The 21,864-nt window shown below is 69.1% G+C and carries 22 protein-coding genes and 1 riboswitch; of the genes, 15 read left to right on the top strand and 7 right to left on the bottom strand.

Translation table 11 applies throughout. The annotated features are described in order from the left end of the window. Positions 1 to 708 (bottom strand): isochorismatase family protein, encoded by a 708-nt coding sequence (locus ABD927_RS22005; protein ID WP_345252031.1) that lies wholly within the window; start codon positions 706 to 708, stop codon positions 1 to 3. A 201-nt stretch (positions 709 to 909) separates the two neighbouring features. Further along, the gene (locus ABD927_RS22000; protein ID WP_345252030.1) at positions 910 to 1,887 is read right to left on the bottom strand and encodes a TRAP transporter substrate-binding protein; all 978 of its coding nucleotides are present in this window, start codon (positions 1,885 to 1,887) and stop codon (positions 910 to 912) included. Positions 1,888 to 2,101: 214 nt separating this feature from the next. On the opposite strand from ABD927_RS22000, the gene ABD927_RS21995 reads away from it, so the two are divergent. Next, positions 2,102 to 3,043, top strand: coding sequence for a LysR substrate-binding domain-containing protein (locus ABD927_RS21995; RefSeq protein ID WP_345252029.1), 942 nt, complete (start codon positions 2,102 to 2,104; stop codon positions 3,041 to 3,043). 135 nt (positions 3,044 to 3,178) lie between these two features. On the opposite strand, the gene ABD927_RS21990 is transcribed toward ABD927_RS21995, so the two are convergent. After that, entirely contained in the window at positions 3,179 to 4,153 is a 975-nt protein-coding gene (locus ABD927_RS21990) for a tripartite tricarboxylate transporter substrate binding protein (RefSeq protein WP_345252028.1), read from the bottom strand. Between the two features lie 237 nt (positions 4,154 to 4,390). On the opposite strand from ABD927_RS21990, the gene ABD927_RS21985 reads away from it, so the two are divergent. The 12 genes from ABD927_RS21985 to ABD927_RS21930 all read left to right on the top strand — a co-directional run bounded on the left by ABD927_RS21985 (position 4,391) and on the right by ABD927_RS21930 (position 15,751). Then, entirely contained in the window at positions 4,391 to 5,227 is an 837-nt protein-coding gene (locus ABD927_RS21985; protein ID WP_345252027.1) for an amidohydrolase family protein, read from the top strand. 39 nt (positions 5,228 to 5,266) lie between these two features. Next, entirely contained in the window at positions 5,267 to 6,115 is an 849-nt protein-coding gene (locus tag ABD927_RS21980; protein WP_345252026.1) for an amidohydrolase family protein, read from the top strand. A gap of 36 nt (positions 6,116 to 6,151) precedes the next feature. Next, complete coding sequence (locus ABD927_RS21975) at positions 6,152 to 7,381, top strand: acyl-CoA dehydrogenase family protein (protein ID WP_345252025.1); 1,230 nt, start codon at positions 6,152 to 6,154, stop codon at positions 7,379 to 7,381. 46 nt (positions 7,382 to 7,427) lie between these two features. Beyond that, the gene (locus tag ABD927_RS21970; protein ID WP_345252024.1) at positions 7,428 to 8,405 is read left to right on the top strand and encodes a hydroxymethylglutaryl-CoA lyase; all 978 of its coding nucleotides are present in this window, start codon (positions 7,428 to 7,430) and stop codon (positions 8,403 to 8,405) included. Next, on the top strand, positions 8,402 to 9,610 hold the full coding sequence (locus ABD927_RS21965) for a CaiB/BaiF CoA transferase family protein (RefSeq protein WP_345252023.1): 1,209 nt from the start codon (positions 8,402 to 8,404) through the stop codon (positions 9,608 to 9,610). The genes ABD927_RS21970 and ABD927_RS21965 overlap by 4 nt, the downstream gene beginning before the upstream one ends. A 23-nt stretch (positions 9,611 to 9,633) precedes the next feature. Next, positions 9,634 to 10,437 (top strand): HpcH/HpaI aldolase family protein, encoded by an 804-nt coding sequence (locus tag ABD927_RS21960; RefSeq protein ID WP_345252022.1) that lies wholly within the window; start codon positions 9,634 to 9,636, stop codon positions 10,435 to 10,437. A 235-nt stretch (positions 10,438 to 10,672) separates the two neighbouring features. Beyond that, positions 10,673 to 11,377, top strand: coding sequence for a GntR family transcriptional regulator (locus tag ABD927_RS21955; protein ID WP_345252021.1), 705 nt, complete (start codon positions 10,673 to 10,675; stop codon positions 11,375 to 11,377). A gap of 101 nt (positions 11,378 to 11,478) precedes the next feature. Further along, the gene (locus ABD927_RS21950) at positions 11,479 to 12,882 is read left to right on the top strand and encodes an MmgE/PrpD family protein (protein ID WP_345252019.1); all 1,404 of its coding nucleotides are present in this window, start codon (positions 11,479 to 11,481) and stop codon (positions 12,880 to 12,882) included. Then, positions 12,875 to 13,696, top strand: a complete 822-nt coding sequence (locus tag ABD927_RS21945; protein ID WP_345252018.1) for an MBL fold metallo-hydrolase — start codon at positions 12,875 to 12,877, stop codon at positions 13,694 to 13,696. The genes ABD927_RS21950 and ABD927_RS21945 overlap by 8 nt, the downstream gene beginning before the upstream one ends. Before the next feature lie 29 nt (positions 13,697 to 13,725). After that, on the top strand, positions 13,726 to 14,244 hold the full coding sequence (locus tag ABD927_RS21940; RefSeq protein ID WP_345252017.1) for an FAS1-like dehydratase domain-containing protein: 519 nt from the start codon (positions 13,726 to 13,728) through the stop codon (positions 14,242 to 14,244). Further along, positions 14,241 to 14,720 (top strand): hotdog family protein, encoded by a 480-nt coding sequence (locus ABD927_RS21935; RefSeq protein ID WP_345252016.1) that lies wholly within the window; start codon positions 14,241 to 14,243, stop codon positions 14,718 to 14,720. Before ABD927_RS21940 ends, ABD927_RS21935 begins: the two co-directional genes overlap by 4 nt. Positions 14,721 to 14,767: 47 nt before the next feature. Continuing rightward, positions 14,768 to 15,751 (top strand): Bug family tripartite tricarboxylate transporter substrate binding protein, encoded by a 984-nt coding sequence (locus ABD927_RS21930; RefSeq protein ID WP_345252014.1) that lies wholly within the window; start codon positions 14,768 to 14,770, stop codon positions 15,749 to 15,751. Between the two features lie 69 nt (positions 15,752 to 15,820). Here ABD927_RS21930 and ABD927_RS21925 read toward each other — a convergent pair whose 3' ends face one another. From ABD927_RS21925 to ABD927_RS21910, 4 genes are all read right to left on the bottom strand, one after another. Further along, positions 15,821 to 16,765: a cobalamin-binding protein gene (locus tag ABD927_RS21925; protein WP_345252012.1), complete on the bottom strand. Its 945-nt coding sequence runs from the start codon at positions 16,763 to 16,765 to the stop codon at positions 15,821 to 15,823. Beyond that, the gene (locus tag ABD927_RS21920; protein ID WP_345252010.1) at positions 16,762 to 18,618 is read right to left on the bottom strand and encodes a TonB-dependent receptor domain-containing protein; all 1,857 of its coding nucleotides are present in this window, start codon (positions 18,616 to 18,618) and stop codon (positions 16,762 to 16,764) included. The genes ABD927_RS21925 and ABD927_RS21920 overlap by 4 nt, the downstream gene beginning before the upstream one ends. Positions 18,619 to 18,850: 232 nt before the next feature. Further along, a riboswitch (cobalamin riboswitch) is annotated at positions 18,851 to 19,098 on the bottom strand. A 186-nt stretch (positions 19,099 to 19,284) separates the two neighbouring features. Continuing rightward, the gene (rnk, locus tag ABD927_RS21915; protein WP_345252009.1) at positions 19,285 to 19,698 is read right to left on the bottom strand and encodes a nucleoside diphosphate kinase regulator; all 414 of its coding nucleotides are present in this window, start codon (positions 19,696 to 19,698) and stop codon (positions 19,285 to 19,287) included. Positions 19,699 to 20,019: 321 nt separating this feature from the next. Continuing rightward, positions 20,020 to 20,844 (bottom strand): alpha/beta hydrolase, encoded by an 825-nt coding sequence (locus ABD927_RS21910; protein WP_345252008.1) that lies wholly within the window; start codon positions 20,842 to 20,844, stop codon positions 20,020 to 20,022. 171 nt (positions 20,845 to 21,015) lie between these two features. Between ABD927_RS21910 and ABD927_RS21905 the strand changes: the two genes are divergently transcribed. Then, a complete protein-coding gene (locus tag ABD927_RS21905; protein WP_345252007.1) occupies positions 21,016 to 21,564 on the top strand; it encodes a hypothetical protein in 549 nt (182 codons plus the stop codon). Continuing rightward, a complete protein-coding gene (locus ABD927_RS21900) occupies positions 21,561 to 21,860 on the top strand; it encodes a YkgJ family cysteine cluster protein (protein WP_345252006.1) in 300 nt (99 codons plus the stop codon). Before ABD927_RS21905 ends, ABD927_RS21900 begins: the two co-directional genes overlap by 4 nt. Positions 21,861 to 21,864: the final 4 nt, after the last annotated feature.

Below are 21,864 nucleotides of genomic sequence, written 5' to 3'. Positions count from 1 at the left end.
TCAGGGCCGGCTGGGCAGCGCCGGGAACAGGTCGGCCGGCAGCGTGTCGGCGTAGTCCAGGACTTCCTGCGTGGCGACGACGTCGGCGTATTTGCAGTTCAGGTCGAACAGGGCGATGGCATGGCTGGCCTGGCAGCGGTCGAAACAGGCTTGCTCGACCACGGTGGAGCGAAAGTTCAGGCTGAACGCGTCGATCACGGTGGCGCGCACGCAGCCGCTGGTGGTGCAGCCGGTCACGACCAGGCTGTCGCAGCCGAGATAGACCAGGTAGCTGGCCAGCTGGGTGCCGAAGAAGGCGCTGGGCTTCTGCTTGGTGATGACAATGTCGGATGGCTGCGGCGCGAGTTCGTCGACGATCTGGTTGCCGTCGCGGCGAGGTTCGGGCGCCGGGGCTGCCGCCGTGCGGCTGTTCTTCCACGACCAGCTGCAGGCGTCCCAGTTGTCGGCGCGGGCGATGCCGGTGGAATAGATGACCGGCAGCCGCCGCGCCCGGAACCGTTCGGCCAGCCGGGCGATATGGGGAATGGCGTCCCAGCTTTCGGCGCCGCAGGAGTTGTTCCAGCGTTCGATCGATTGCAGGATCGGCTCGGGCCGCTCGCCCGTGAAGGCGTAGCTGACGTCGACCACAAGCAGGGCGGGGCGCCGGCCGAAGCCGCCGCGCGCGCCGTAGCCGGCCGCCTGCATGACGGCCTTGTCCCGCTCGGTCAAGAATGCGTCCCAGATCCGCGCCATGCCGCCATTCCCCCCATTCACCCCGTCGACCGGGATCGGAAAAAGTCGCCGCCGCCGCACCGGCGGCGACGCGCCCGGACTTTGACCGGGCGCCCCGCTTCGCGGGTTGTGGAAAATTATGGAACGTTTACTGAAAATGGTAAATAAAAGAATTTTGTTCCAGAAATGTTCCGAAGGCTATTGCGCCAGGCCTTTGCTGCGGGCGAAGTCGCGCAGCTTGTTGGTGTCGGCCGCGTTCTTCTCGGCCCCGGCCGCCCACAGGCCTTCCTTCCAGGTCTGGTCCAGCTTGGCCTGCTGCGCCGGGCCCAGCTTGGTGATCTGCATGCCCTTGGCCAGCAGCGCGTCTTCTTCCTTCTTCCAGACCGCCGGCGATTGCTTGTACCAGGCGTCTTCGATCTGGCGCGCCACGCTCATGACGATCTTCTGGTCCCCGGCGGGCAGCGCGTTCCAGGCGTCGAGATTCATGAAGATCGGTTCGTAGTTGACGCCGATCGCCGGCCGCACCAGGTATTTGGCGACTTCGTACCAGCGGTATTCGTAGGCGCCGACGGCCGGCCAGACGGCGCCGTCGACCAGGCCTTTCTCCAGCGAGGTGTAGATCTCGGACGGCGCCAGCACCACCAGCACGCCGCCCAGCATGTCGGTCACGCCCTTGTAGGTGACGGTGCCGCGGATCTTGCGGCCCTTCATGCCGCCGTCGGGCCCGATCGGGGCGCGCAGCAGGTAGTGGTAGGCGCCTTTCGGCGTGACCGGCGCGGCGACCAGCTTCACGCCGAAGCGCTGGTATTGCTTGTCGAGGTAGTCGAACAGGCCGGAGGCATGTAGCTTCTCGGGGTCGGCATCGATCGCCTCGGCCACCATCATGATGGGCGTCGAGCCCACGTGATAGGCGCCATGGGTGAACAGGAACTGGAACACGCCGGAGCCGACCGGCTCGAGCTGTTCGAACGGGGGCACCGTTTCCGGGCCGCTGACGGTGATCTTGATGCGGCCGTTGGTGGCCTTGTCCAGACCCTGCACGAAGGGGTCGACGATGTAAGGGTTATAGGCGTAGTTCTGATCCCAGCTGGACAACATGCGGTAGTCCTTGGCCGTGGCGGAGGCGGCCAGCAGCATGGACGATGCCGCGACGGCGAGCGATTTCAGCAATTTCATGGACCCTGACCCCCTGTGAAGCGCACATGGTTAAAAAATGGGACAACAACTGCTTTTTTTCGTATTTTTGACATTATGTTAGTTTTTCAGACGTGTCAAATGCTCGAGCGTCCCCATTTCCCCCTGACGGTGATGTGACGGCCCGGCGGCCGACCGCTTATCATCCGGGGTGCGTATCGTCCCGCTTTTCTTTCGCCCTGAGCCCCAGGCCCCGATGAACCTCCAGCAGTTGCGCTTCATCTGCGAGATCGCCGATGCCCGGCTGAACATCTCCCAGGCGGCCAGGACGCTGCACGTGCACCAGCCCGGCATCAGCAAGCAGGTGCAGGCGCTGGAAGACGAACTCGGATTCCGCATCTTCGAGCGGCGCGGCAGCCGCCTGTCCGGCATCACGGCCGACGGCGCCAAGATCCTGACGATGGCGCAGAACATCATGGCCGAGGTGCGCAACATCAAGGCCATCAGCCAGGCGGCCAGCGGCCAGCACACCGATCCGCTGGTCATCGCCGCCACCCACACCCAGGCCCGCTACGTGCTGCCCGACATCGTCGGCCGCTTCGCCGCCCGCTATCCCGACGTGCGCGTGATCCTGCGGCATTCGGATCCGGCCCGCATGCTGGAGCTGGTGCGCAGCGGCGGTGCCGACATCGGCGTATCGACCGACGAACCCTCGGCCATGAAGGGGCTGGTATCGCTGCCCTGCCGCAGCTTCGCCAAGCAGGTCATCGTGCCGCACGGGCATCCGCTGCTGGACGCCGGCCAGCCGACGCTGGCCAGCCTGGCCCGCTATCCGTTGGTGACCTACGATCCGATGTTCACGGCCGGCCGGCAGATCATGGCCGCCTTCGACCGCGCCGGCATCGAGCCGACGCTGTCCGTCATCGCGATCGGCGCCGACGTGATCAAGACCTACGTGGAAAAAGGCCTGGGCATCGCCGTCCTGTCGGAGGCCAGTTTCGACGCCGAGCGCGACGTCGGCCTGCGGGCGATTCCGGCCGGCGACCTGTTCGAGCCGTCGACCACGCGCATCTTCCTGCGCAGCAACCAGTACCTGCAGCCGCACCAGTACGAGTTCATCGAAATGTGCGGCCCGCGCTGGACGCGCGCCGCGGTGCAGGCAGAAATGGAAAAAGCCCGCCATCAGCAGATGGATTGAACCCACCCCTACGCGCTACGCGCCCCCCCGCCGCATGAATCCGCCGCCACCCAGGGCACAGCGGATCCGGCTTTGCCGGTCCGCCAGTGCCGCCCCCTTGAGGGGGAGCGGCCGAAGGCCGCCAGGGGGTGGGCCCTAGTCCACCGCCGCGCCGGAGATGCGGATCACCTCGGCCCACTGCTTGACCTCGGCCTGGACCTGCTGCGAGAACTCGGCCGGCGTGTTGGCGACCACGTCGACGCCGGCGGCGGCCATCTGCTTGCGGAATTCTTCCGACTTCGCCACCGTCGTCACCGCCGAGTACAGCTTGTCGATGACCGGCTGCGGCGTGCCGGCCGGCGCGAACATGCCCTGCCACAGCGACACGTTCATGTCGACGCCCTGCTCCTTGAAGGTCGGCACGTCGGGAATGCTGGGGTTGCGGTGGTCGTCGGCCACCGCCAGGATGCGCAGGCGCCCGCTCTTGACGTGCGGCATCACGGTCGGGATGTTGGAGAACGACATCTGCACCTCGCCCGACATCACCGCGTTGATCGACGGGCCGCCGCCCTTGTACGAGATGCGGACCACGTCGGTGCCGGTGCGTTGCTTGTACAGCTCGGCCGCCAGCAGCTGCGGGCCGCCGGCCGACGAGTAGTTGAACTTGCCGGGGTTGGCGCGCAGCTTCTCGTAGAGTTCCTTGTACGACTTGACCGGCATGCCGGGCCCCGTCACCAGCACGATGTTGCTCTTGCCGACCATCGAGATCGGCACGAAATCGCGGATGGCGTCGTAGCGCACGTGCTTGTAGAGGCTGACGTTGATCGCCAGCGCGCCGGTGTTCAGCAGCAGCGTATAGCCGTCCGGATCGGCCCGGGCCACGAATTCATTGGCGATATTGCTGTCGGCGCCGGGCCGGTTCTCGATCACCACCGGCTGCCCCAGGGCCTCGCCCAGCCGCTGCGCCAGCAGGCGCGCCACGGTGTCGACGCTGCCGCCGGGCGCGAAGCCGACGATCAGGCGAATGGGGCGGTTCGGGTAGGCATCGGCGGCCGCGGCGGCCTGCCCGGCGCCGGCCGCGAAAGCGGCGAACAGGCCGCACGCGGCCAGTGTCTTCATGGACTTCGTCATGCTTGTCTCCTTGCTGTCTTATTGCTCGGCGTCCGCGGCAATGGCGGCCCCCGCCGAATGTGAAACGATGCAGGAAGTTATCAGCGCGCCCCGCTTCTGCAAATGAGCTTCCGAGGAATCGGCTATTCCAAATAGCAATGGGAAATCCGGGCCGGATGGTATTGCGCCGCCCGTCTTTCCGCTGTCAAACTGCATCCCAATCTGGATGCAAAATAGCTCGAACAAAAGGAGACAGCGGTGCACATCGTGGACGCCCAGGTACACATCTGGGAAGCCGATTCCCCGGAACGTCCCTGGGCCAAGGGCATGCGGCCGCCGCAGCGCGCGCAGCCGTTCTCGGCCGACGACCTGGCGTGGGAAATGGATGCTGCCGGCGTCGAACGCGCCATCCTGATCCCGCCGTCGTGGGCCGGAGACTATAACGGCACCGTCATCGCGGCGGCGCGCGCCTACCCCGGGCGCTTCGCGGCGGTGGGCCGCTTCCCGGTGGACCATCCCGACCGCGCCGGCCTGGTCGCGCAGTGGAAGGCGCAAGGCATGCTGGGCCTGCGCCTGACCTTCATCACCGACCTGGAAAAGGCGCTGATGAGCGACCCGCGCAGCGAAGACCTGTGGTCGGCGGCGCAGCGCCACGGCGTGCCGGTCATGCTCTATCCGTATGCCTATCTGCGCGAACTGGCCGGCGTCGCGGCCCGCCATCCCGACCTGCGCCTGGTGGTCGACCACATGGCGGCGCAGCGCGCCAAGGATGCCGAGGCCTTCGCCAACCTGCCCGACCTGCTGGCGCTCGCCCAGTACCCGAACGTGGCCGTGAAGGCCTCGGCGCTGCCGCACTATTCGACCCAGTCCTATCCCTACCCCGCGCTGCACGACCCGATCCGGCGCGTGGTGGACGCCTTCGGCGTCAAGCGCGTGTTCTGGGGCACCGACCTGACCCGCCTGCCCTGCACGTATCGCCAGGCGGTCACGTTGTTCACCGAAGAGCTGCCCTTCCTGTCGGCAAGCGACAAGGAATGGGTGATGGGGCGCGGCCTGTGCGAGTGGATGGGATGGCCCCTGGGCGCGGCCGCCTGAACGCGGCCTTTGCCTCGTAACGCAATCTGGATTCCATTCATGTTCATCGTCGATTCGCAAGTCCACATCTGGGCCGCCGATACGCCGGAACGCCCCTGGGTGACCGACAGTCCGGCCAAGCCTCACAAGGAACGGCCCTTTACCGCCGACGATCTGCTGGCCAGCATGAAAGAAGCCGGCGTCAGCCGCTGCGTGCTGGTGCCGCCCTCGTGGGAGGGCGACCGCAACGATGTCGCGCTGGAAGCTGCGCGCAGGCATCCAGACGTATTCGCCGTGACCGGCCGCGTTTCGATGGAAGCGCCCGATCGCCGCGAACAGATCAGTGGCTGGATGGACCAGCCCGGCATGCTGGGCCTGCGGCTGACCCTGCGCACCGAGCGCGAGCGCCGCCTGCTGTACGACCCGGCCGAAGACTGGGTCTGGAGCCTGGCGGAAGAAAAAGGCGTTCCGCTGCTGGTCTATCCGAACGGGCAGCTGGAAGCCTTGAGCAAGGTGCTGGCCTCGCATCCCGGGCTGCGCCTGGTCATCGACCACCTGGGCCTGCGCCGCGGCAAGGACGAGGCCGCCAAGGTCGATATCCCGCTGCTGGTGGAGATGGCATCGCGGCCCAATACGGCCGTCAAGGCCTCGTGCGTGCCGTTCTATTCGTCTCAGCCCTATCCGTACAGGAACATGTTCGACGCCGTGCGCAGCGTCATCGATGCCTACGGGCCCGAGCGGGTGTTCTGGGGCTCGGACCTGACCCGCATGCCTTGCACCTATACGCAGTGCGTCACGATGTACACGGAGGAAATGCCGTGGCTGTCGGGCGAGGCGCTCGAACAGGTGATGGGCCGCGCCCTGTGTTCTTGGCTGGATTGGCCGATCGGCCGGTCCGACGCCGTGTGACTGAATCCAAATCAAACGCAATCCGGAGTTAGAAACGTGCTGGACACCCTCCCCGCCGACCACGAAAACGCCAACGACAGCGCCTTCAAGCTGCCGCCCGACATCGAACAACTGCAGGAACTCGCCCGCCGCATCGTCCACGACGAACTGCTGCCGCTCGAAAAGGAATTCCTGCTTTCGCCCAACCATGCGCACGGCCTGAAGGAAACGCTGAACCTGAAGTCGGTGTTCCCGGAAGACGTGTGCAAGCGGCTGGAGCGCATCTCGCGCGATACCGGCCTGTGGTACCTGATGGTGCCGGAGGAGTTCGGCGGTTCGGGCCTGTCGCTGCTGGCCCAGGTGGCGATCATCGAGCAGTTCATGTATACGGCCGTGCCGTTCCCGCTGGCCAACGTGCCCAACATCCTCTACGAGTGCAAGGGCGAGCAGGTCGACAAATACCTGAAGGCCGTGATCGAGGGCGAGAAGACCACCAGCTTCGGCCAGACCGAGCCGAACGCCGGCTCGGACCCGGGCGGCATGATGAAGACCCATGCGGTGCGCGACGGCGACGAGTGGGTGATCAACGGCACCAAGATGTGGATCTCGATGGCCGCGGAATCCGATGTGATCATGCTGCAGGCCGTGACGGACCCGGAAAAGCGCCAGCGCGGCGGCATCACGATGTTCCTGGTAGACCGCAACAACCCCGGCGTGCACATCGAACAGCCGGGCCTGCGCACCTGGCTGAGCCCGCGCTCGGCGCAATACATCGTCCACTTCGACAACTGCCGCGTGCCGGCCGAGGCCGTGCTGGGCGAGGTCGGCAAGGGCTTCTCGCTGGGCCAGCGCTGGCTGACCATCCACGATCGCCTGCTGCGCGGGCCGCTGGCGCTGGGCAAGATGCAGCGCGCGCTCGACATGTCGATCGAATGGGCCAAGCAGCGCGTCACCTTCGGCAAGCCTATTTCGGACCGCCAGGCGATCCAGTGGAAGCTGGTGGACATGTACATCGACCTGAAGGCCTTGCGGTCGATGACCTACGAGGCCGCGGCGCGCGCCGACGCCGGCGACGACGTGCGCGCCGAGGCCGCGCTGGTCAAGCTGTGCAGCACCGAATGGGGCGCGCGCTGCATCGACCATGCGATCCAGGTGCACGGCGCGATGGGCGAGTCGCTCGAACTGCCGCTCACCCATTTCTACCGCTACCTGCGGCATGCGCAGATCGGCGGCGGCACCAGCGAGATCCAGCGCGTGCTGATCGCCCGCAAGCTGCTGGCGGCCTGACGCGCAGGGCGGGCCGAGCAACAACGACAGTCAGAAGGTTGTCCTCATGTCAGATTTTCCGAAGGCCATACGCATCGTCGAGCAGGGACCGCGCGAAGGGTTCCAGTTCGAAAAGCAGCCGGTTCCCACTGTTGCCAAGGTGGAACTGATCGACGCGCTGTCGGGCACCGGCCTCTCGCAGATACAGACCGTCTCGTTCGTCAATCCGAAGATGGTGCCGCAAATGGCGGACGCCGAGGCCGTGGTGGCCGGCATCACGCCCAAGCCAGGCGTGCGCTATACCGCCCTGGCGCTGAACGAGGCCGGCATCCGCCGCGCGCTGGCCACCGGGCGGCTCGACCTGGAGGGTTTCGTGTCGCTGACGGCGTCCGAGGCCTTCCTGCTGCGCAACCAGCGCCAGACGATGGCCGAGAGCATCGAAAAGCAGCGCGGCGCCGTGGGTCTGTACAAGGCGCATGGCATCGACGTCAACCGGGTGTCGATCATGGCGGCGTTCGGCTGCAATTTCGAGGGCGACATACCGGTGGAGCGAGTGCTGGACCTGGTGCAGGCCGGCATCGACATCGCCGCCGGGCATGGGTCCCGGATCCGCCAGCTCAACCTGTCGGACACGATGGGCTGGGCGACGCCGCGCACCATCCGGCAAGTGCTGGAGAAGGTCCGCGCGCGCTTTCCCGATCTCGAGCTGGCGCTGCACCTGCACGATACGCGCGGCATGGGCATCGCCAACGCCTACGCCGGCCTGGAGATGGGCGTGTCGACCTTCGACAGCTGCGTCGGCGGACTCGGCGGTTGCCCGTTCGCGGGCAACCCGGCGGCGGCGGGCAACGTCTGCACCGAGGACCTCGTTTTCCTGTGCGACGAGCTGGGCATCGAGACCGGCGTGTCGGCCGAGGCGATGATCGAAGCGGCCCGGCTTGCCGAACGCATCGTGGGGCATCCGCTGCCCGGCTCGGTCAAGACCGGCGGCACGCTGGCCCGCCGGCGTGCCGCGATCGCGGCGAACAAGGGGGTAGGCCAATGAGCGTCCTGCCTCTTGCCGGCGTGCGGGTGCTCGACCTGAGCAGCGTGATCGCCGGGCCGCTGTGCTCCTTCCAGCTGGCGCTGCTGGGCGCGGAAATCATCAAGGTCGAGGTGCCGGGCATCGGCGACATCGCCCGCCGCCTGGGCGGCGACCCGGAACTGTCGGCCCGCCAGATGGGGGTCTCGTTCCTGTCGAACAACGCGGGCAAGAAATCGATCACGCTCGACCTGAAACAGCCCGCCGGCCTGGAGATCCTCGGCCGGCTGCTGGAACGGTGCGACGTGCTGCTGGAGAACTTCCGGCCGGGCACGATGCAGCGCCTGGGCTTCGGCTACGACACCGCCAGGCGGATCAAGCCCGGCATCGTCTGGTGCTCGATCTCCGGCTTCGGCCAGTACGGGCCGCTGGCCTCGCGCCCGGCCTACGACCAGATCGTGCAGGGCTACTGCGGCCTGATGGCCAACACGGGCACCAGGGAAACCAGCCCGGTGCGGGCGGGCTACCAGGTGTGCGACAGCACGGCGGCCATCGTCGCCGCCTTCGCGATCGCCGCCGGCCTGTACAAGCGCGCCGTGCGGGGGGAAGGCGAGTTCATCGACGTGTCGATGCTCGACGCGTCGCTGTCGACGATGCCGTCGTGGCCGATCTCCAACTATCTGAACGCGGGCAAGCCGCCGAGCCCCATGGGCAACGACAATCCGGCCTCGAGCCCCTCGGGCGCCTTCCGCGCGCGCGACGGCGTCATCAACATCGTGGCCAATGACCAGCGCCAGTACGAGGCGCTGTGCGACGCGCTCGACGCGCCCGAGCTCAAGGCCGACCCGCGCTTCGTGGATCGGCCGACCCGGGTCGTGCACCGAGAGGCGCTGCGCGAGGGGCTGGAAGCCAAGCTGGCCGCGTGGACGGTGGCCGAACTCGACGCGATGCTGGCCGCCGTGGGCGTGCCGGCCGGGCCGATCCTGTCGCTGCCGCAAGTGCTGGCGCATCCGCAGGTGGCAGCGCGCGAATTGCTCAAGACCTTCCCGCCCAACGAGGTGGTGGACCGCCCGTTCACCGTGCATCGCGCCGGCTTCCGCCTGGGCGGGGCGCAGCCGGACGTCGACCTGCCGCCGCCCATGCTGGGCGAGCATACCGACGAGGTGCTGCAAACCCTCGGCTACGACCCCGCGCGGATCGCCGCGCTGCGCGCGCAGCGGGTCGTCTGAACCTTCACCCATTCGGAGCCGTCATGACCATCCCTTCGGAACCGCGCCTGGAAAATCCGGTGCTCAGGCGCCTGCGGGCAGGCGAGGCCGCGCTCGGCATGAGCGTCAGGCTGTCCCGCTCGGCCGACGTGGCGCGCATCGCGCGCGCCAGCGGGCACGATTTCATCTTCATCGATACGCAGCATTCGATCTTCGACCTGGAGACCATCGGCCACATCGCGCAGACGGCCATGGCCTGCGACATCGCGCCCGTGGTCCGGGTGCGCGGCGTGGACGATCCCGATACCTCGCTGCTGCTGGACAACGGCGTGCTGGGCATCGTCTTCCCCGACGTCAATACGCCCGAGCAGGCACGGCGCGGGGTCGAGACCTGCCGCTTCGCGCCGCGCGGCCGGCGTTCGCTGGCCGGGGGGTATCCGCATTTCGATTTCCGCCCGGTGCCGGCCGGCCGGTTGGTGTCCCAGCTCGACGACGCGACGCTGGTGGCCTGCATGATCGAAACCGAGGAAGGCCTGGCCAACGTGGAGGCCATCGCGGCGATCGACGGCGTCGACGTCCTGCACCTGGGTTCGACCGATTACCTGTCGGATATCGGCAAGCCGGGGCAGTTCGACCATCCCGCGCTGAAGGCGGCGCAGGAAAAGGTGATCGAGGCGGCGCGGCGCCACGGCAAGTTCGCCGGCTGCGGCGGCAACCGCGACGTCGAGCGGCAGGTAAAGGCGATCCAGGCCGGCGCGCGCTTCCTCACCACGCAGACCGACGCGGGATTCCTGCTGGCGGCGGCCGATCAATGGACCTCGGGGGTGCGCAAGGCGCTGGGCGCGTGACGCGCCATAAGGCCCGCCCGGCAAGCGGTTTCCCGAAGACAGGCATGGCAGAGCAAGGTCCCGGATTCGAGACTGCATGCCATTCACTTGAGCGATTGAGCGAAAATGTCGGGCGTCAGTTGACGGCGTCGCGGCCGCTCGAGTGTGCGGCGGCCGTGCTCGAATTCATCGATGGTCTTCACGAGAACAAGTCTTGATAGATTCGAATAAAGGTCAAATGTCCGGCGGCGCCGAGATGAGCACCAATACCTTCGTCTACACGACGCTCAAGCAGTGGATCCTGACCGGCCGCCTGCGCCCGGGCAACAAGCTGATCCCGCAGGAGCTGGCCGACGCGATGGACGTATCGCGCACGCCGATCCGCGAATCGCTGGAGCGCCTGCACCAGGAGGGCTATGCCGGGCGCCAGCCGCGGCGCGGATACTTCGTGGTCGAGCTTGCCGTGGCCGACGTGCGCGACCTGTACGAGACGCGCGAGGCGCTCGAACTGTTCGCGCTGGCGCAGACGCTCGGCGGCGAGGTGGCCGCCGCCGACATCGCCGCGCTGCGCAAGACCAACGCCGCCTACGCGAAGATGTTCGGCCCGGATATCGGCCTGACCCACGAACGCCTGGAACTCGACAAGACCTTCCACCTGCAGCTCGCGGCGCTGTCGGGCAACCGCTACCTGTGCCGCACGCTGGACGCCATTTTCGAGAAGCTCATTTTCAAGCGCCGCGTGGACGGCCCAGGGCCGCTGCCGAGCGAGGCGCCGTTCAAGGACCACGAACGCGTGCTCGACGCGCTGGAAGCGCGCAACGTGAAGAAGGCCACGCAAGTGCTCGGCAGCCACATCCGCGGCGGCTGCGACCGCCTGTTGAGATACCTGCACCTGGAGAACATGGACCGCGAATCGCCGCTGGTGCCGCGGCGCAAACGGGGCGGGCGCGACATGGCCTGAACGGCGGCGCAGCGCCGGCTGCGCCGCCTGACGTGATTCGATACGAGAGGATTTGCATCTTAATTTGGATGCAAAAGTGCATTTAATATGAGGAGAGGAATGTGCCGGACAAACCCGCCATTACCCATGAACTGGGCGCGCTGATCGCAGGCGTCCGGCCGGCCGACATCCCGGAGGCCGCGCGCGGCATCGCGGCGCGCGGCCTGGTCGACGCGGTCGGCACGATGATCGCCGGCAGCGTCGAGCCCGTCACGGGCATCGTCCGCCGCACCCTGCCGGCCGGCGGCCAGGCCCATGTATGCCTCGGCCCGGACACGGCCCATCCCATGGATGCCGCCCGCGTCAACGGTACGGCGGCGCACGCGCTCGATTTCGACGACGTGTCGATCCAGGGCCACCCCAGCGCGGTCCTGCTGGCGGCGCTGCTGCCCGAGGCCGAAGTGCTGGGCGCCAGCGGCCGCGACTTCCTCGACGCCTACGTGATGGGCTTCGAGGCCTGGGCCGAACTGGTGCTGCGCGAACCGGACCAGCATCACCGCAAAGGGTGGCATCCCACCGGCCTGTTCGGCGCGGTCGGCGCGGCCGCCGCCTGCGCCCGGCTGCGCCGGCTCGGCCCGCGCGAAAGCGCGCATGCGCTCGGCATCGCCGCCTCGCAGAGCGCGGGGGTGATGGCCAATTTCGGCAGCATGGTCAAGCCCTTCCATGCCGGCTCGGCGGCCTGCACCGGCGTCCTGTCGGCGCGGCTGGCCGCGGAAGGCATGCAGGCTTCGCCGGACGCGATCGAGCATCCGCAGGGGCTGCTGCGCGCCGCCTCTCCCGCCGGCCGGGTCGATCTCGACAGCCCGGTGCGCGCCGCCAGCGACTGGCACCTGCTCGCCCGCGGGCTGACGATCAAGAAATACCCCACCTGCCTGAGCACGCACCGCGGGCTGGACGGCATGCATGAACTGCTGGCCCAGGGGACGCTGCCGGCCGGCAGCGTCAGGCGGGTGACGGTCCGGATGAGCGCGCGCAACGCCACCATCCTGCACGCGCACCGGCCGCGCACCGCGCTGGAAGGCAAGTTCAGCATCGAGTTCGCCGTGGCCGCGATGCTGGCGGCGGGCCGGCTCACGCTGGCCGAATTGACCGACGATTTCGTGCTGCGCGACGACGTCCAGGCGTTGATCCGCCGCGTGGCGGTCGAACACGACTCGCGCGAAGACCCGCTGACCGGCTACGCGCCGGAAGACACGATCACGATCGAGACCGAAGACGGCCGGCGCCTGGCTACCTCGGTGTCGGACATGCGCGGCACGCCTGCCAACCCGATCGGGGACCGCGAACTGTTCGCCAAGTTCGAATCCTGCCTGCGGGTGGCGGACTACGGCGCGCCCGCCCAGGCCTTGTTCGAGTCCTTCCTCGACCTGGCCGCGGTGCCGGACATGTCGGCCTTCGTCCGGCGCTGGGCCGGCGCGGCGCGGCGCAAGGAAAACATCGAGCGCGAGGTAACCCATCATGGCTAGAACCCTTTCGCCGGTCCCGCCCGCCGGCGCGGCCGCAAGCGATGCAGCCTCCACCTTCGAGGTGGGCGGCTACCGCGTGGACCTGCTCCTGCAGGGCTATCCCGGCAAGGCCACCTGCCACGGCGGGCTGGGCTGGAGTTCGGTGATCCTGCTGCGCGGCCATGGGCGCGTGGCGGTGATCGACACCGGCGCCTTCGGCATGCGCAAACCGCTGATCGCGGCGCTCGAAGCGCTGGGCGTGACGCCCGGCGACGTGACCGACGTGCTGCTGAGCCACGCGCACCACGACCACATGATCAATTTCACGCTGTTCGGCCAGGCGCGCATGGTGATCGGCGCGGTCGAACTCGAATGGGCCCGCAAGGCGCCATGGGGCTCCACGCCGGTGCCCGAGGTCTACGTCAAGGAGCTGGCCGCGTGGCCTTCGCTGCATCTGGCGCAGGAAGGCGAAGAGGTGCTGCCCGCGGTGTCCGTCCACCTGGCGCCCGGCCATACGCCCGGCCACCTGGTATTCGTGCTGGCCGGCGAAAAGCGCGACCTCATCGTCGTCCAGGACGCGGCCAAGAACCGGGCCGAACTGGTGTCGCGCCACACGGACATGACCTACGACGCCAGGCTCTCGGCCGCGTCGATCGACAAGATCATCGCCCTCTGGGGCCGGCGGCCGGGCAGCGTACTGATCCCGGGCCACGACCTGCCGATGGTGCTCGAAGACGGCTGGCCGCGGCTGCTCGGCAAGCGCCGCGCCGGCATCGCCGCCATGTTCGGCGATTCCCTGGAAGAGACGACGGTGTTCGACCTGGCCGGCGACTGAACCCATCCACTCTACCTGCTCAACCCACCATGGCTACGCTCACTCAGGAATTGCTGGACTTCGTCGGGATGGAAAGCCCCGCCATCGAGGCGCCCGAACCGGTCGAGGCCGGCGCGGTGCGCCGCTACGCGCAGGCGATCATGGACGAGGACCCGATCTTCGCCCCCGGCTCCGACACGGCGCCCTTCGGCGCGCCGGTCGCGCCGCCGCTATTCCCCACCCATATGTTCCGGCGCCCCTTCGGCACCCCGGACCCGCTCACCGAACATGCCGGCGATCCGGACTTCGACGCGGCCGTCGGCTCCAGCATCCGCGGCCTGCCCGAGCTGCCCATCCGCGGCAAGACGCGCCTGAACGGCGGCTCGGAAGTCGAGTTCTTCCGCTATGCGCGGCACGGCGAGCGCGTGCGCATGAAGTCCCGCTATGCGGACATGACGCAGCGCGAGTCCGGCAAGGGGCCGATGGTCCTGGTGGTGGTGGAGACCGACTATCTCGCCCCGTCCGACGAACTCCTCATGCGCGTGCGCAGCACGGCGATCTACCGATGAACACGTTCCCGCATCGCAGTTTCGAATCCGTCCAGGTAGGCGACCGCATCGAAGCCTCTTACGGCCCGCTGGGCACCGCGCACCTGATGCGGTGGTCCGCCGCCATGGAGAACTGGCACAAGATCCACTACGACCATCCGTTCACGGTGGGGCACGAGCAGCTGCCCGGCCTGCTGATCAACGGGTCTTTCAAGCAGCAGTTCATCGTTTCGCTGCTGAGGCATTGGGCCGGCTACACCGGATGGGTGTGGAAGGTCGCCTTCCAGTTCAGGGCGATGAACGTGGCCGGCGAAACGCTCTCGGTCTGGGCCGAGGTGGCCGCCGTGCGCCGCCATGCGCAGTTCGGCTGCGTGGACCTGACGCTGGGCATACGCAACGAGGCGGGGCTGGAATCGACGCCCGGCAAGGCCACCGTGGCGCTGCCCTTCGCCGATGGCGCGCCGTTGCCTTATCCGTTCAGGCCGCCGGCGGACTGAAGCCGTCCAACCGCAATACGACAGGCACCATCCCATAGGAGACAGAAATGAAGAACAGGCACAACTGGCCCCGCCTCGGGGCGCTCCCGGCCCTGGCGCTCGCGCTGCCGATCGCCGCGCCGGCCATGGCCGAGGAATCTTTCCCCCGCGCGCCCATCCAGCTGATCGCGCCGTTCGCCGCGGGCGGCGGATTCGATTCGGTCGGGCGCGTCATTTCCGACCAGCTTTCCAAGATTCTTGGCGTATCGGTGGTGGTGCTCAACAAGCCGGGCGCCGGCGGCCTGGTCGGCGGCGCGTACGTGGCCAAGGCGCGCCCCGACGGCTACACGCTGCTGCTGGCCGGCCCGGCCACGCTGGCGATCGGCCCGAACCTGTTCTCCAACGCCTCGTACAGCCCGACCACGAGTTTCGAGCCCATCACCTACATCGGCGGCACCGCCTATTTCCTGGCGGCGCGGCCCGACGTCGCCAAAGACGTGAAGACGCTGATCGCGAAGGCCAAGGCGGCGCCGGGCAAACTGGCGTACGCGTCGCCCGGCACCGGCTCGAACCTGAATCTCTCGATGGAACTGTTCAAGCTCAAGACCGGCACCGACATCATGCACGTTCCCTACCCCGGCAGCGGGCCGGCCATCGTCGACGTGCTGGCCGGACGCGTCCAGATGACGCTGGCACCCGAGATCGTGTTGCCGCACATCCGCTCCGGCCAATTGGCGGGACTGGCCGTGAGCACCTCGGCGCGGTCGCCGCTGATGCCCGACATCCCCACCTTTGCCGAGGCCGGCGTGCAGGGCGTGGAAAGCTCTGGCTGGTACGGCGTGCTGGCGCCCGGCGGCACGCCGAAACCGGTGATCGACAAGCTCAACGCCGCGGTCAACCAGATGCTGCAGTCGCAGCCGTTCAAGGAGCAGGCCGACAAGCTGGGCCTGGAGATCGGCGGGGGCACGCCCGAACAGCTGGGGCAGCGGATCGACGAAGAAAACAGGAAATGGAAGACCGTGATCGACGTGGCCGGCATCAAGGCGCAGTGAACGGCCAGCCGCGCGGCGCGTACCGTATGCAGTCCGGCCGGGGCTGGCGCCCGGCCGCGTGGACGCCTTTTACCGCGGCTCGGCGGGCGCGGAATCGGCGTACGCCCGCTGCCTGGCCTGGTCCAGGTATTCGCACAGCTGCCCGGTTTCCTCGATCATGCGCGGGCCGGGCCGGTGCATGCGATCGGCGTCCACCGTCCACAGGTTGCCCAGGGCGGCGGCGGCCAGGCCGGGCGCGTATTTCTTCCAGGCGGCCAGCCGGTTCCGGGACTGGGCATCGCTGCCGCCGGCGATGATGGCCTGCGGATTGGCCACCAGCACGTTCTCGGTGCCGACGATGGGCGAGGTGGGCCGCAGCGCCGCGAATACGTTGACGCCGCCGCAGATGCCCAGCGCATGGCTGATCATGCTGCGGCCGTTGACGGTATAGGCCGGGTTGCCGCCGATCTGGTAGAACACCCGCACCGGGCGCTGCGCGGCGTAGCGGAAGGCGAGGTCCTGCAGCTTGTGGCGCAGGCGGTCGGCGGCGGCGTCGGCCGCGCCGGCCGTGCCCATGATCCGGCCGAAGCGGCCGATCTCGTCGGGAATGTCGGACAGTTGCGCGGGGTGGCTGTAGTACACCGCCACGCCCATGTCCTGCAATTGCTGCAGCGGCTGCTTCTGGCTGGCCGCCGGCAGCGCGCCGTAGGACCACAGCACGACCAGGTCGGGCTTCACGCTCAGGATGCGTTCGACGTCGATCCGCAGGCCGTCGCCCACGCGCGGTAGCGCCCGCGCGGCGGCCGGATAGTCGCTGTGCTGGTCGACCCCCACCACGCGGGCGCCGGCGCCGGCGGCGAACAGCATCTCGGTCAGGTGCGGCGCGAGCGACACCACGCGCTGCACCGGGCCGTGCAACTGCACCAGGCGGCCTTCGTCGTCGAACACCCGGACCGGGTCGGCCCGGGCAGCGGCCGGCGCCGCTACCGCCACCGCCAGGAGCGCCGCAGCCAGCCGCCGGCCGCCGGCGTTCACGGCTGATAGCTCAGGCTGACGAAGACGTTCGAACCCGGCGTGGCGTAGCCGCGCGCGAATTCGTAGTCCTTGTCCGTCACGTTGTTCCATCGTACTTGCAGCCGCAGTTGCCTGGTCAGATCGTAGGAAGCGGTCAGATTGAGCAGACTATAACCGCCCAGCCTGTACGTTTCATTCGAGAACGACGAGGCGTTGTAGGCGGTATCGAGGCGCGAGCCGCTGGCCAGCCATTCCGCGCCCAGCAGCCAGCCGGCCACGCGGTGTTCGGCCGCCAGCTTGAGCGCCTGGCGCGCGCGCCGGGTCAGCGTCTGGCCGGTGTTGCGGTCTTCCGGGTCGGTCACGTCGAGGCTGGCGCGCAGCGAGGTCGCGCCCAGCCGGGCGGCGGCGTTCAGCGTGATGCCTTTGATCACGGCGTCCTTGTTGACCGCGAACGGGTTCTGGTAGACCACCAGGTTGTCGATCTTGTTGCGGTAGGCCTGCACGCCGGCCTCGACGTTGCCGCGGTGGTAGCGCAGCCCGGCCTCGACGTTGCGCGACGATTCGGGGCCGAGGTCGGGGTTGCCGTAGATGGGGTAGTACAGGTCGTTGAAGGTCGGCAGCCGGAAGCCGGTGCTGGCCGCCGCCGTGGCCTGCCAGGCCGGGCTCAGGTCGTAGCCGTAGAACAGGCCGCCGGTGACGCGGCTGCCGTAGGCGGCCACGTGGTCGTAGCGCAGGTTGCCCTGGATGTGGTGGGCCGACAGGTCGGCGCGGTACACGCCCACCAGCGAGTTGGTGTTGCGCGACGACGGATCGAAGGCCGTGGTGCCGTCGACGTCTTCCTCGCGCCGCTCGGCGGCCACCGACAGCGACTGGCCGGCGGCCAGCGCGAAATCGTTCTGCCACGAGAACAGCGTTTGCCGGGTGCGGAAGGCGCCGCGGCCGGCCGGGTCGAACGCGCTGGGCGCGTACAGGCTGACGTTGTCGTCGATCGTGCGGCCGACCCGCAGCCGGCTGGTCCACGACCGGGCGATGCGATTGGTGGACGCCAGCGAGTACGACTCGGTCTTCTGGATCATGCGGTCGTCGAAACCGTCGCCGCCGTCGTACTGGCCGTTCAGGCGCGAGCGCAGGAACGAGGCCTCGATGTCCTGGCCATCGGCCCAGGTCAGGCCCAGGCGGCCGGCCGCGTGGTCTTCGCGGTAGCCGTCGCGGTCGGGATCGAACAGGCCGCCGGGTTCGGTCGGCTTGGTGGCGTTGAAGCCGTCGCTGCTGGCGTGGCCGGCCGACAGGGCGTAGCGCCACATGCCGCTCGATCCCGACAGGCCGGCGTCGGCCTTGCGGGTGTTCCAGCTGCCGATGCCGGCCGAGCCGTGCGCCTCCAGCGGCCGGTCGGCCGCGGGCCGGCGGGTGATGATGTTGACCACGCCGCCGATCGCGTCGGCGCCGTACAGGCCGCTGGCCGGGCCGCGCAGGATCTCGATGCGCTCGACGTCGGCCAGCCCGATCGCGTTGATGCCGGCGCCGCCGGCGGAAGACGAGCCCACGCGCTGGCCGTCGATCAGGAATACCGTGTGGGCGCTGTTGGCGCCGCGCAGGAATACGCTGGTGGTGGTCTGCGGGCCGCCGTTGGTGGCGATGTCGACCCCGTACTGGCTCTGCAGCAGTTCGGCCAGGCTGCTCTGGCCGGCGTTGCGCAGGGTCTCGGCGTCGATCACGCTGACGTCGCCGAGCGCGTTCGACAGCGGCTGTTCGGCGCGGGCGGCGGTAACGACCACCGGCTCGAGATTGCCGGCGGGAGAGGGCGAAGCGGCCTGCGCCGCACAGCAAAGAACGCTTGCGATGCCGGCCAGCGGCCGGGAAACGGAAAGGGACATGGATGCGGTGTCCGGTATGGCGTGCGACCCCGCACGCCGGAAATGAAACCGGAAACGCCGCGGCGGCCGCCCGATGCCGAGCCCGATGGCGCGCGCCCCCCGCCTGGCATGGCGGACTGGGCCGCGCATGCCGCGCGGCCACGGCGCATGCCGCGTTCGGGTTGCGCCGCCGGCCCTGCGGCCGCGGCGTCGGAATCATGGCTGCCCTCCGCAGCGTTTCCCCCTGCCGACCGGGAAGGTCGGCGAGCCGGCCGGTATCCGGGCTGGCATCCTTGGCCGCGCCCCCTTCCCATGGCGCGGCGCCCGGCTTGCCGGGGCGCGGACCACAGTGGGACTGGCGCGGTGTGCCGCGGCCGGCCATGCCGGTTGCGGCGGAATGCTTACCGTTGCGGGGGCAGCACAGGTTAAGACCGGACGGGCCGGCTCTCCTGTTTCCCGTTTGACCCTCGTGCGAGGGCACCGAACTCGGCGGCTACTCTATCACGCCGGGCCGCAGAGGGCACCGCGGCGTCGCGCCTTCTCCAAACACACGAACTTGCGCCGCCCCTCCAGGATGCGGCGGATCCGGCTCCGCCGGTCCGCTCGCATCGCCCCTTGAGGGGCGCGCGAAGCGCGTAGGGGAGGGCCTCCTCCGGGGGCGCGCGAAGCGCGTAGGGGTGGGTCTCTTCACACAGCGTAGTCGCCGCTTGCTTCGGGCTGGTATTGCAGCTCGAGCAGCCGCAGGCTGCGCGCCGCGCCTTCGGGCGGCTGCCACTGCACCGTGCCCGGAACGGCCGCGCCGAGCAGGCGGCAGCCGAGCGGCGACAGCACCGAGACGCGGCCCTGCGCGGCGTCGGCGGCATCGGGGTAGCACAGGGTCAGCGTCCGACGGGTGCCGTCGGCGTCCTCGGTCACCACGCGCGAATGCATGGTCACCACGTCGGGCGGCATTTCGGCCGGCAGCACCCGGTCGGCGGCCTCCAGCGCGCCGGCCAGCGCTTCGCGCACGCCGGCGTCGCGCGGCAGCTGGGCCAGCAGGCGGGTGATGCGGAGATAGTCGAGTTCATTGACGACGAGGTCGTCGGGCAAGGCGATGGTCATGTCGGGACTCCGGGAAGCAGATGAATTGCGCGCGGGTGGCGCGCCGCTCGGGGCGGGCCCGGCGACCGGAGCGGAAGACGCGGAAAGAAATGGATCGGTCGCCGGGCCTAGGCGTGGCAGGGTGCGGACGAGCGCGGGCGCGCGGCCGTCCGGCACGGGCCGGGAGGCGCGACGCGGCGCATCGGAAGGCGCGCCGGCGAGGCGGAGAACAGAGGATCCATGGCTAAAGCATAGCCTATTGCACGCCATCGACGCAGTGGCTGCTGGCGTATTGCGGCCGACCTTGGGCGCGGCCGGCCCGATTCGGCCCGGCGCCGGCCGTCAGGCCCGCGCGCTCAGCGTGGCCAGCCACGCCTCCAGGTCGGCATAGGCCGGCCCGGCGAATTCCGCCGTCTCGTTGAAGATGTCGTGGCGCGCCTGGGCGTACCAGCGCAGCGCCAGCATGCCGGGCGCCGCGCCGTCGGCGAAGCGGCGACTGCCCGCGGGGTCGACCACGGTATCGCCGCCGGCCACCAGCAGCAGCGTGTGCCATTTCAGCGCGCCGGCCTCGGCGATGGAACGCTCGCCGGCCTGTCCGATGAAGCGCGCCAGCCGCGGCGTGATGCGGTCGTGCACCAGCGGGTCGTTGTCGTAGCCGTCGATCGTGGCCTGGTCGTGCGACAGCGCGTCGGTGCGCAGCCCGGTGCCCAGGCGCAGGTCGGGCGCGAAGCGCTCCAGCGCGCCGCGCAGCAGATGCCGGCCGCGCGCCGCGGGCAAGGCGAAGGGCGGCGACGACAGCACCACGCCGGCCAGCGGCATCTCGCCGCGCAGCGCGATCCGCGCGGCTACGAGCGCACCCAGGTCGTGTCCTACCAACAGCGGCGGCGCGCCCGTCTGCTGCGCGTACTCGGCCAGCCGGTGTTCGGCGTCGCGCACCAGGTCGTCGTCGTGGGCAAGACTGCCGCGCTTGCCGCCGGAACGGCCGTGGCCGCGGTGATCGTGCGCCGCGAGCGCCCAGCCGCGTTCGGCCAGCCAGCGCGCCAGGCCGTCATAGCGGCCGGCATGCTCGCCCAGGCCGTGCAGCAGGTAGGCCGGCCGTCCCGCCTCGCCGGCCGTCGCCGGCCAGCGATGGCTCGCCAGCTGGGTGCCGTCCGGCGCGGTGGTCATGGAAATCAGCGACAATGGGAAGCCCGTCTCGGTTGATTCTGAACGCGGCATTGTCGCTCAGCCGGCGCCGCCGGCAGGCGGCGGGCGGTGTAACGGGTTGTACCGGTTTGTTGTCGCCGCGGCCTCGTGCCGCCGCCCTTTCCCTGTTTCGTTCCTGCCCGGAGGGCCACGTTGTCCCGATTGCGCATCGCCTTCGCCTGGGTCGTGCTGTTGCTGGCGGCCTGTTCGCCCAAGTACGACTGGCGCGAAATGCCGGCCGCCGACGGCGCCGTGCGGGTGGCCTTCCCGTCCCGCCCGCAAAGCGAAACCCGTGACGTCGACGTGGGCGGCCATACCCTGTCGCTGACCTTCACCGTGGCGCAGATCGACACCTCGGTGTTCGCCGTCGGCCATGCCCGGCTGCCGCCCGCCGTGCGCGACGACCCGGCCGAGATGGCCAAGGTGGCGGACGGCTTCGAAGAGGTGCTGCGCGCCAACCTGCAAGGCTCCCAGACCGGCCGCCGCGACGTCGCGTTGAAGCAGGCGCCGTCCGACACGCGCAGGCTGTACCGGTCGGTCGAACTCGAAGTGCACGGCACGGTGGCCGACTCGCCTGCCTGGCTGCTGGGGCGGATGGTGGTGCTGGGCGACATGCTGATCGAAGTGATCGCGCTGGGCAACGAGGCCGACCTGCCGCGCGACGTGGCGCAAACCTTCGTGCAGTCGCTGCGGGCGGAATGAACTGCCGCGAACGCTGCGGCGCCTGTTGCATCGCGCCGTCGATCTCCAGCCCGATCCCCGGGATGCCCGGTGGCAAGCCGGCCGGCGTGCGCTGCGTGCAACTCGACCACGACGAGCGCTGCCGGATCTTCGGCCACCCGGACCGGCCGGCGGTGTGCGGCTCTCTGCAGCCCGACGAGTCGATGTGCGGCGAGAGCCGCGAACAGGCGCTGCGCTGGCTCGGCCGTCTGGAGCGAATGACCGCTCCTGCAGCGCAGCAAGATCCGGACGGAAACGCGGCGCGCGACCGGCGGTAGGCCA

This window comes from Pigmentiphaga soli, from assembly GCF_039541095.1.
Classification (GTDB): domain Bacteria; phylum Pseudomonadota; class Gammaproteobacteria; order Burkholderiales; family Burkholderiaceae_B; genus Pigmentiphaga; species Pigmentiphaga soli.
This window is presented reverse-complemented; position numbering and strand designations above follow the sequence as displayed.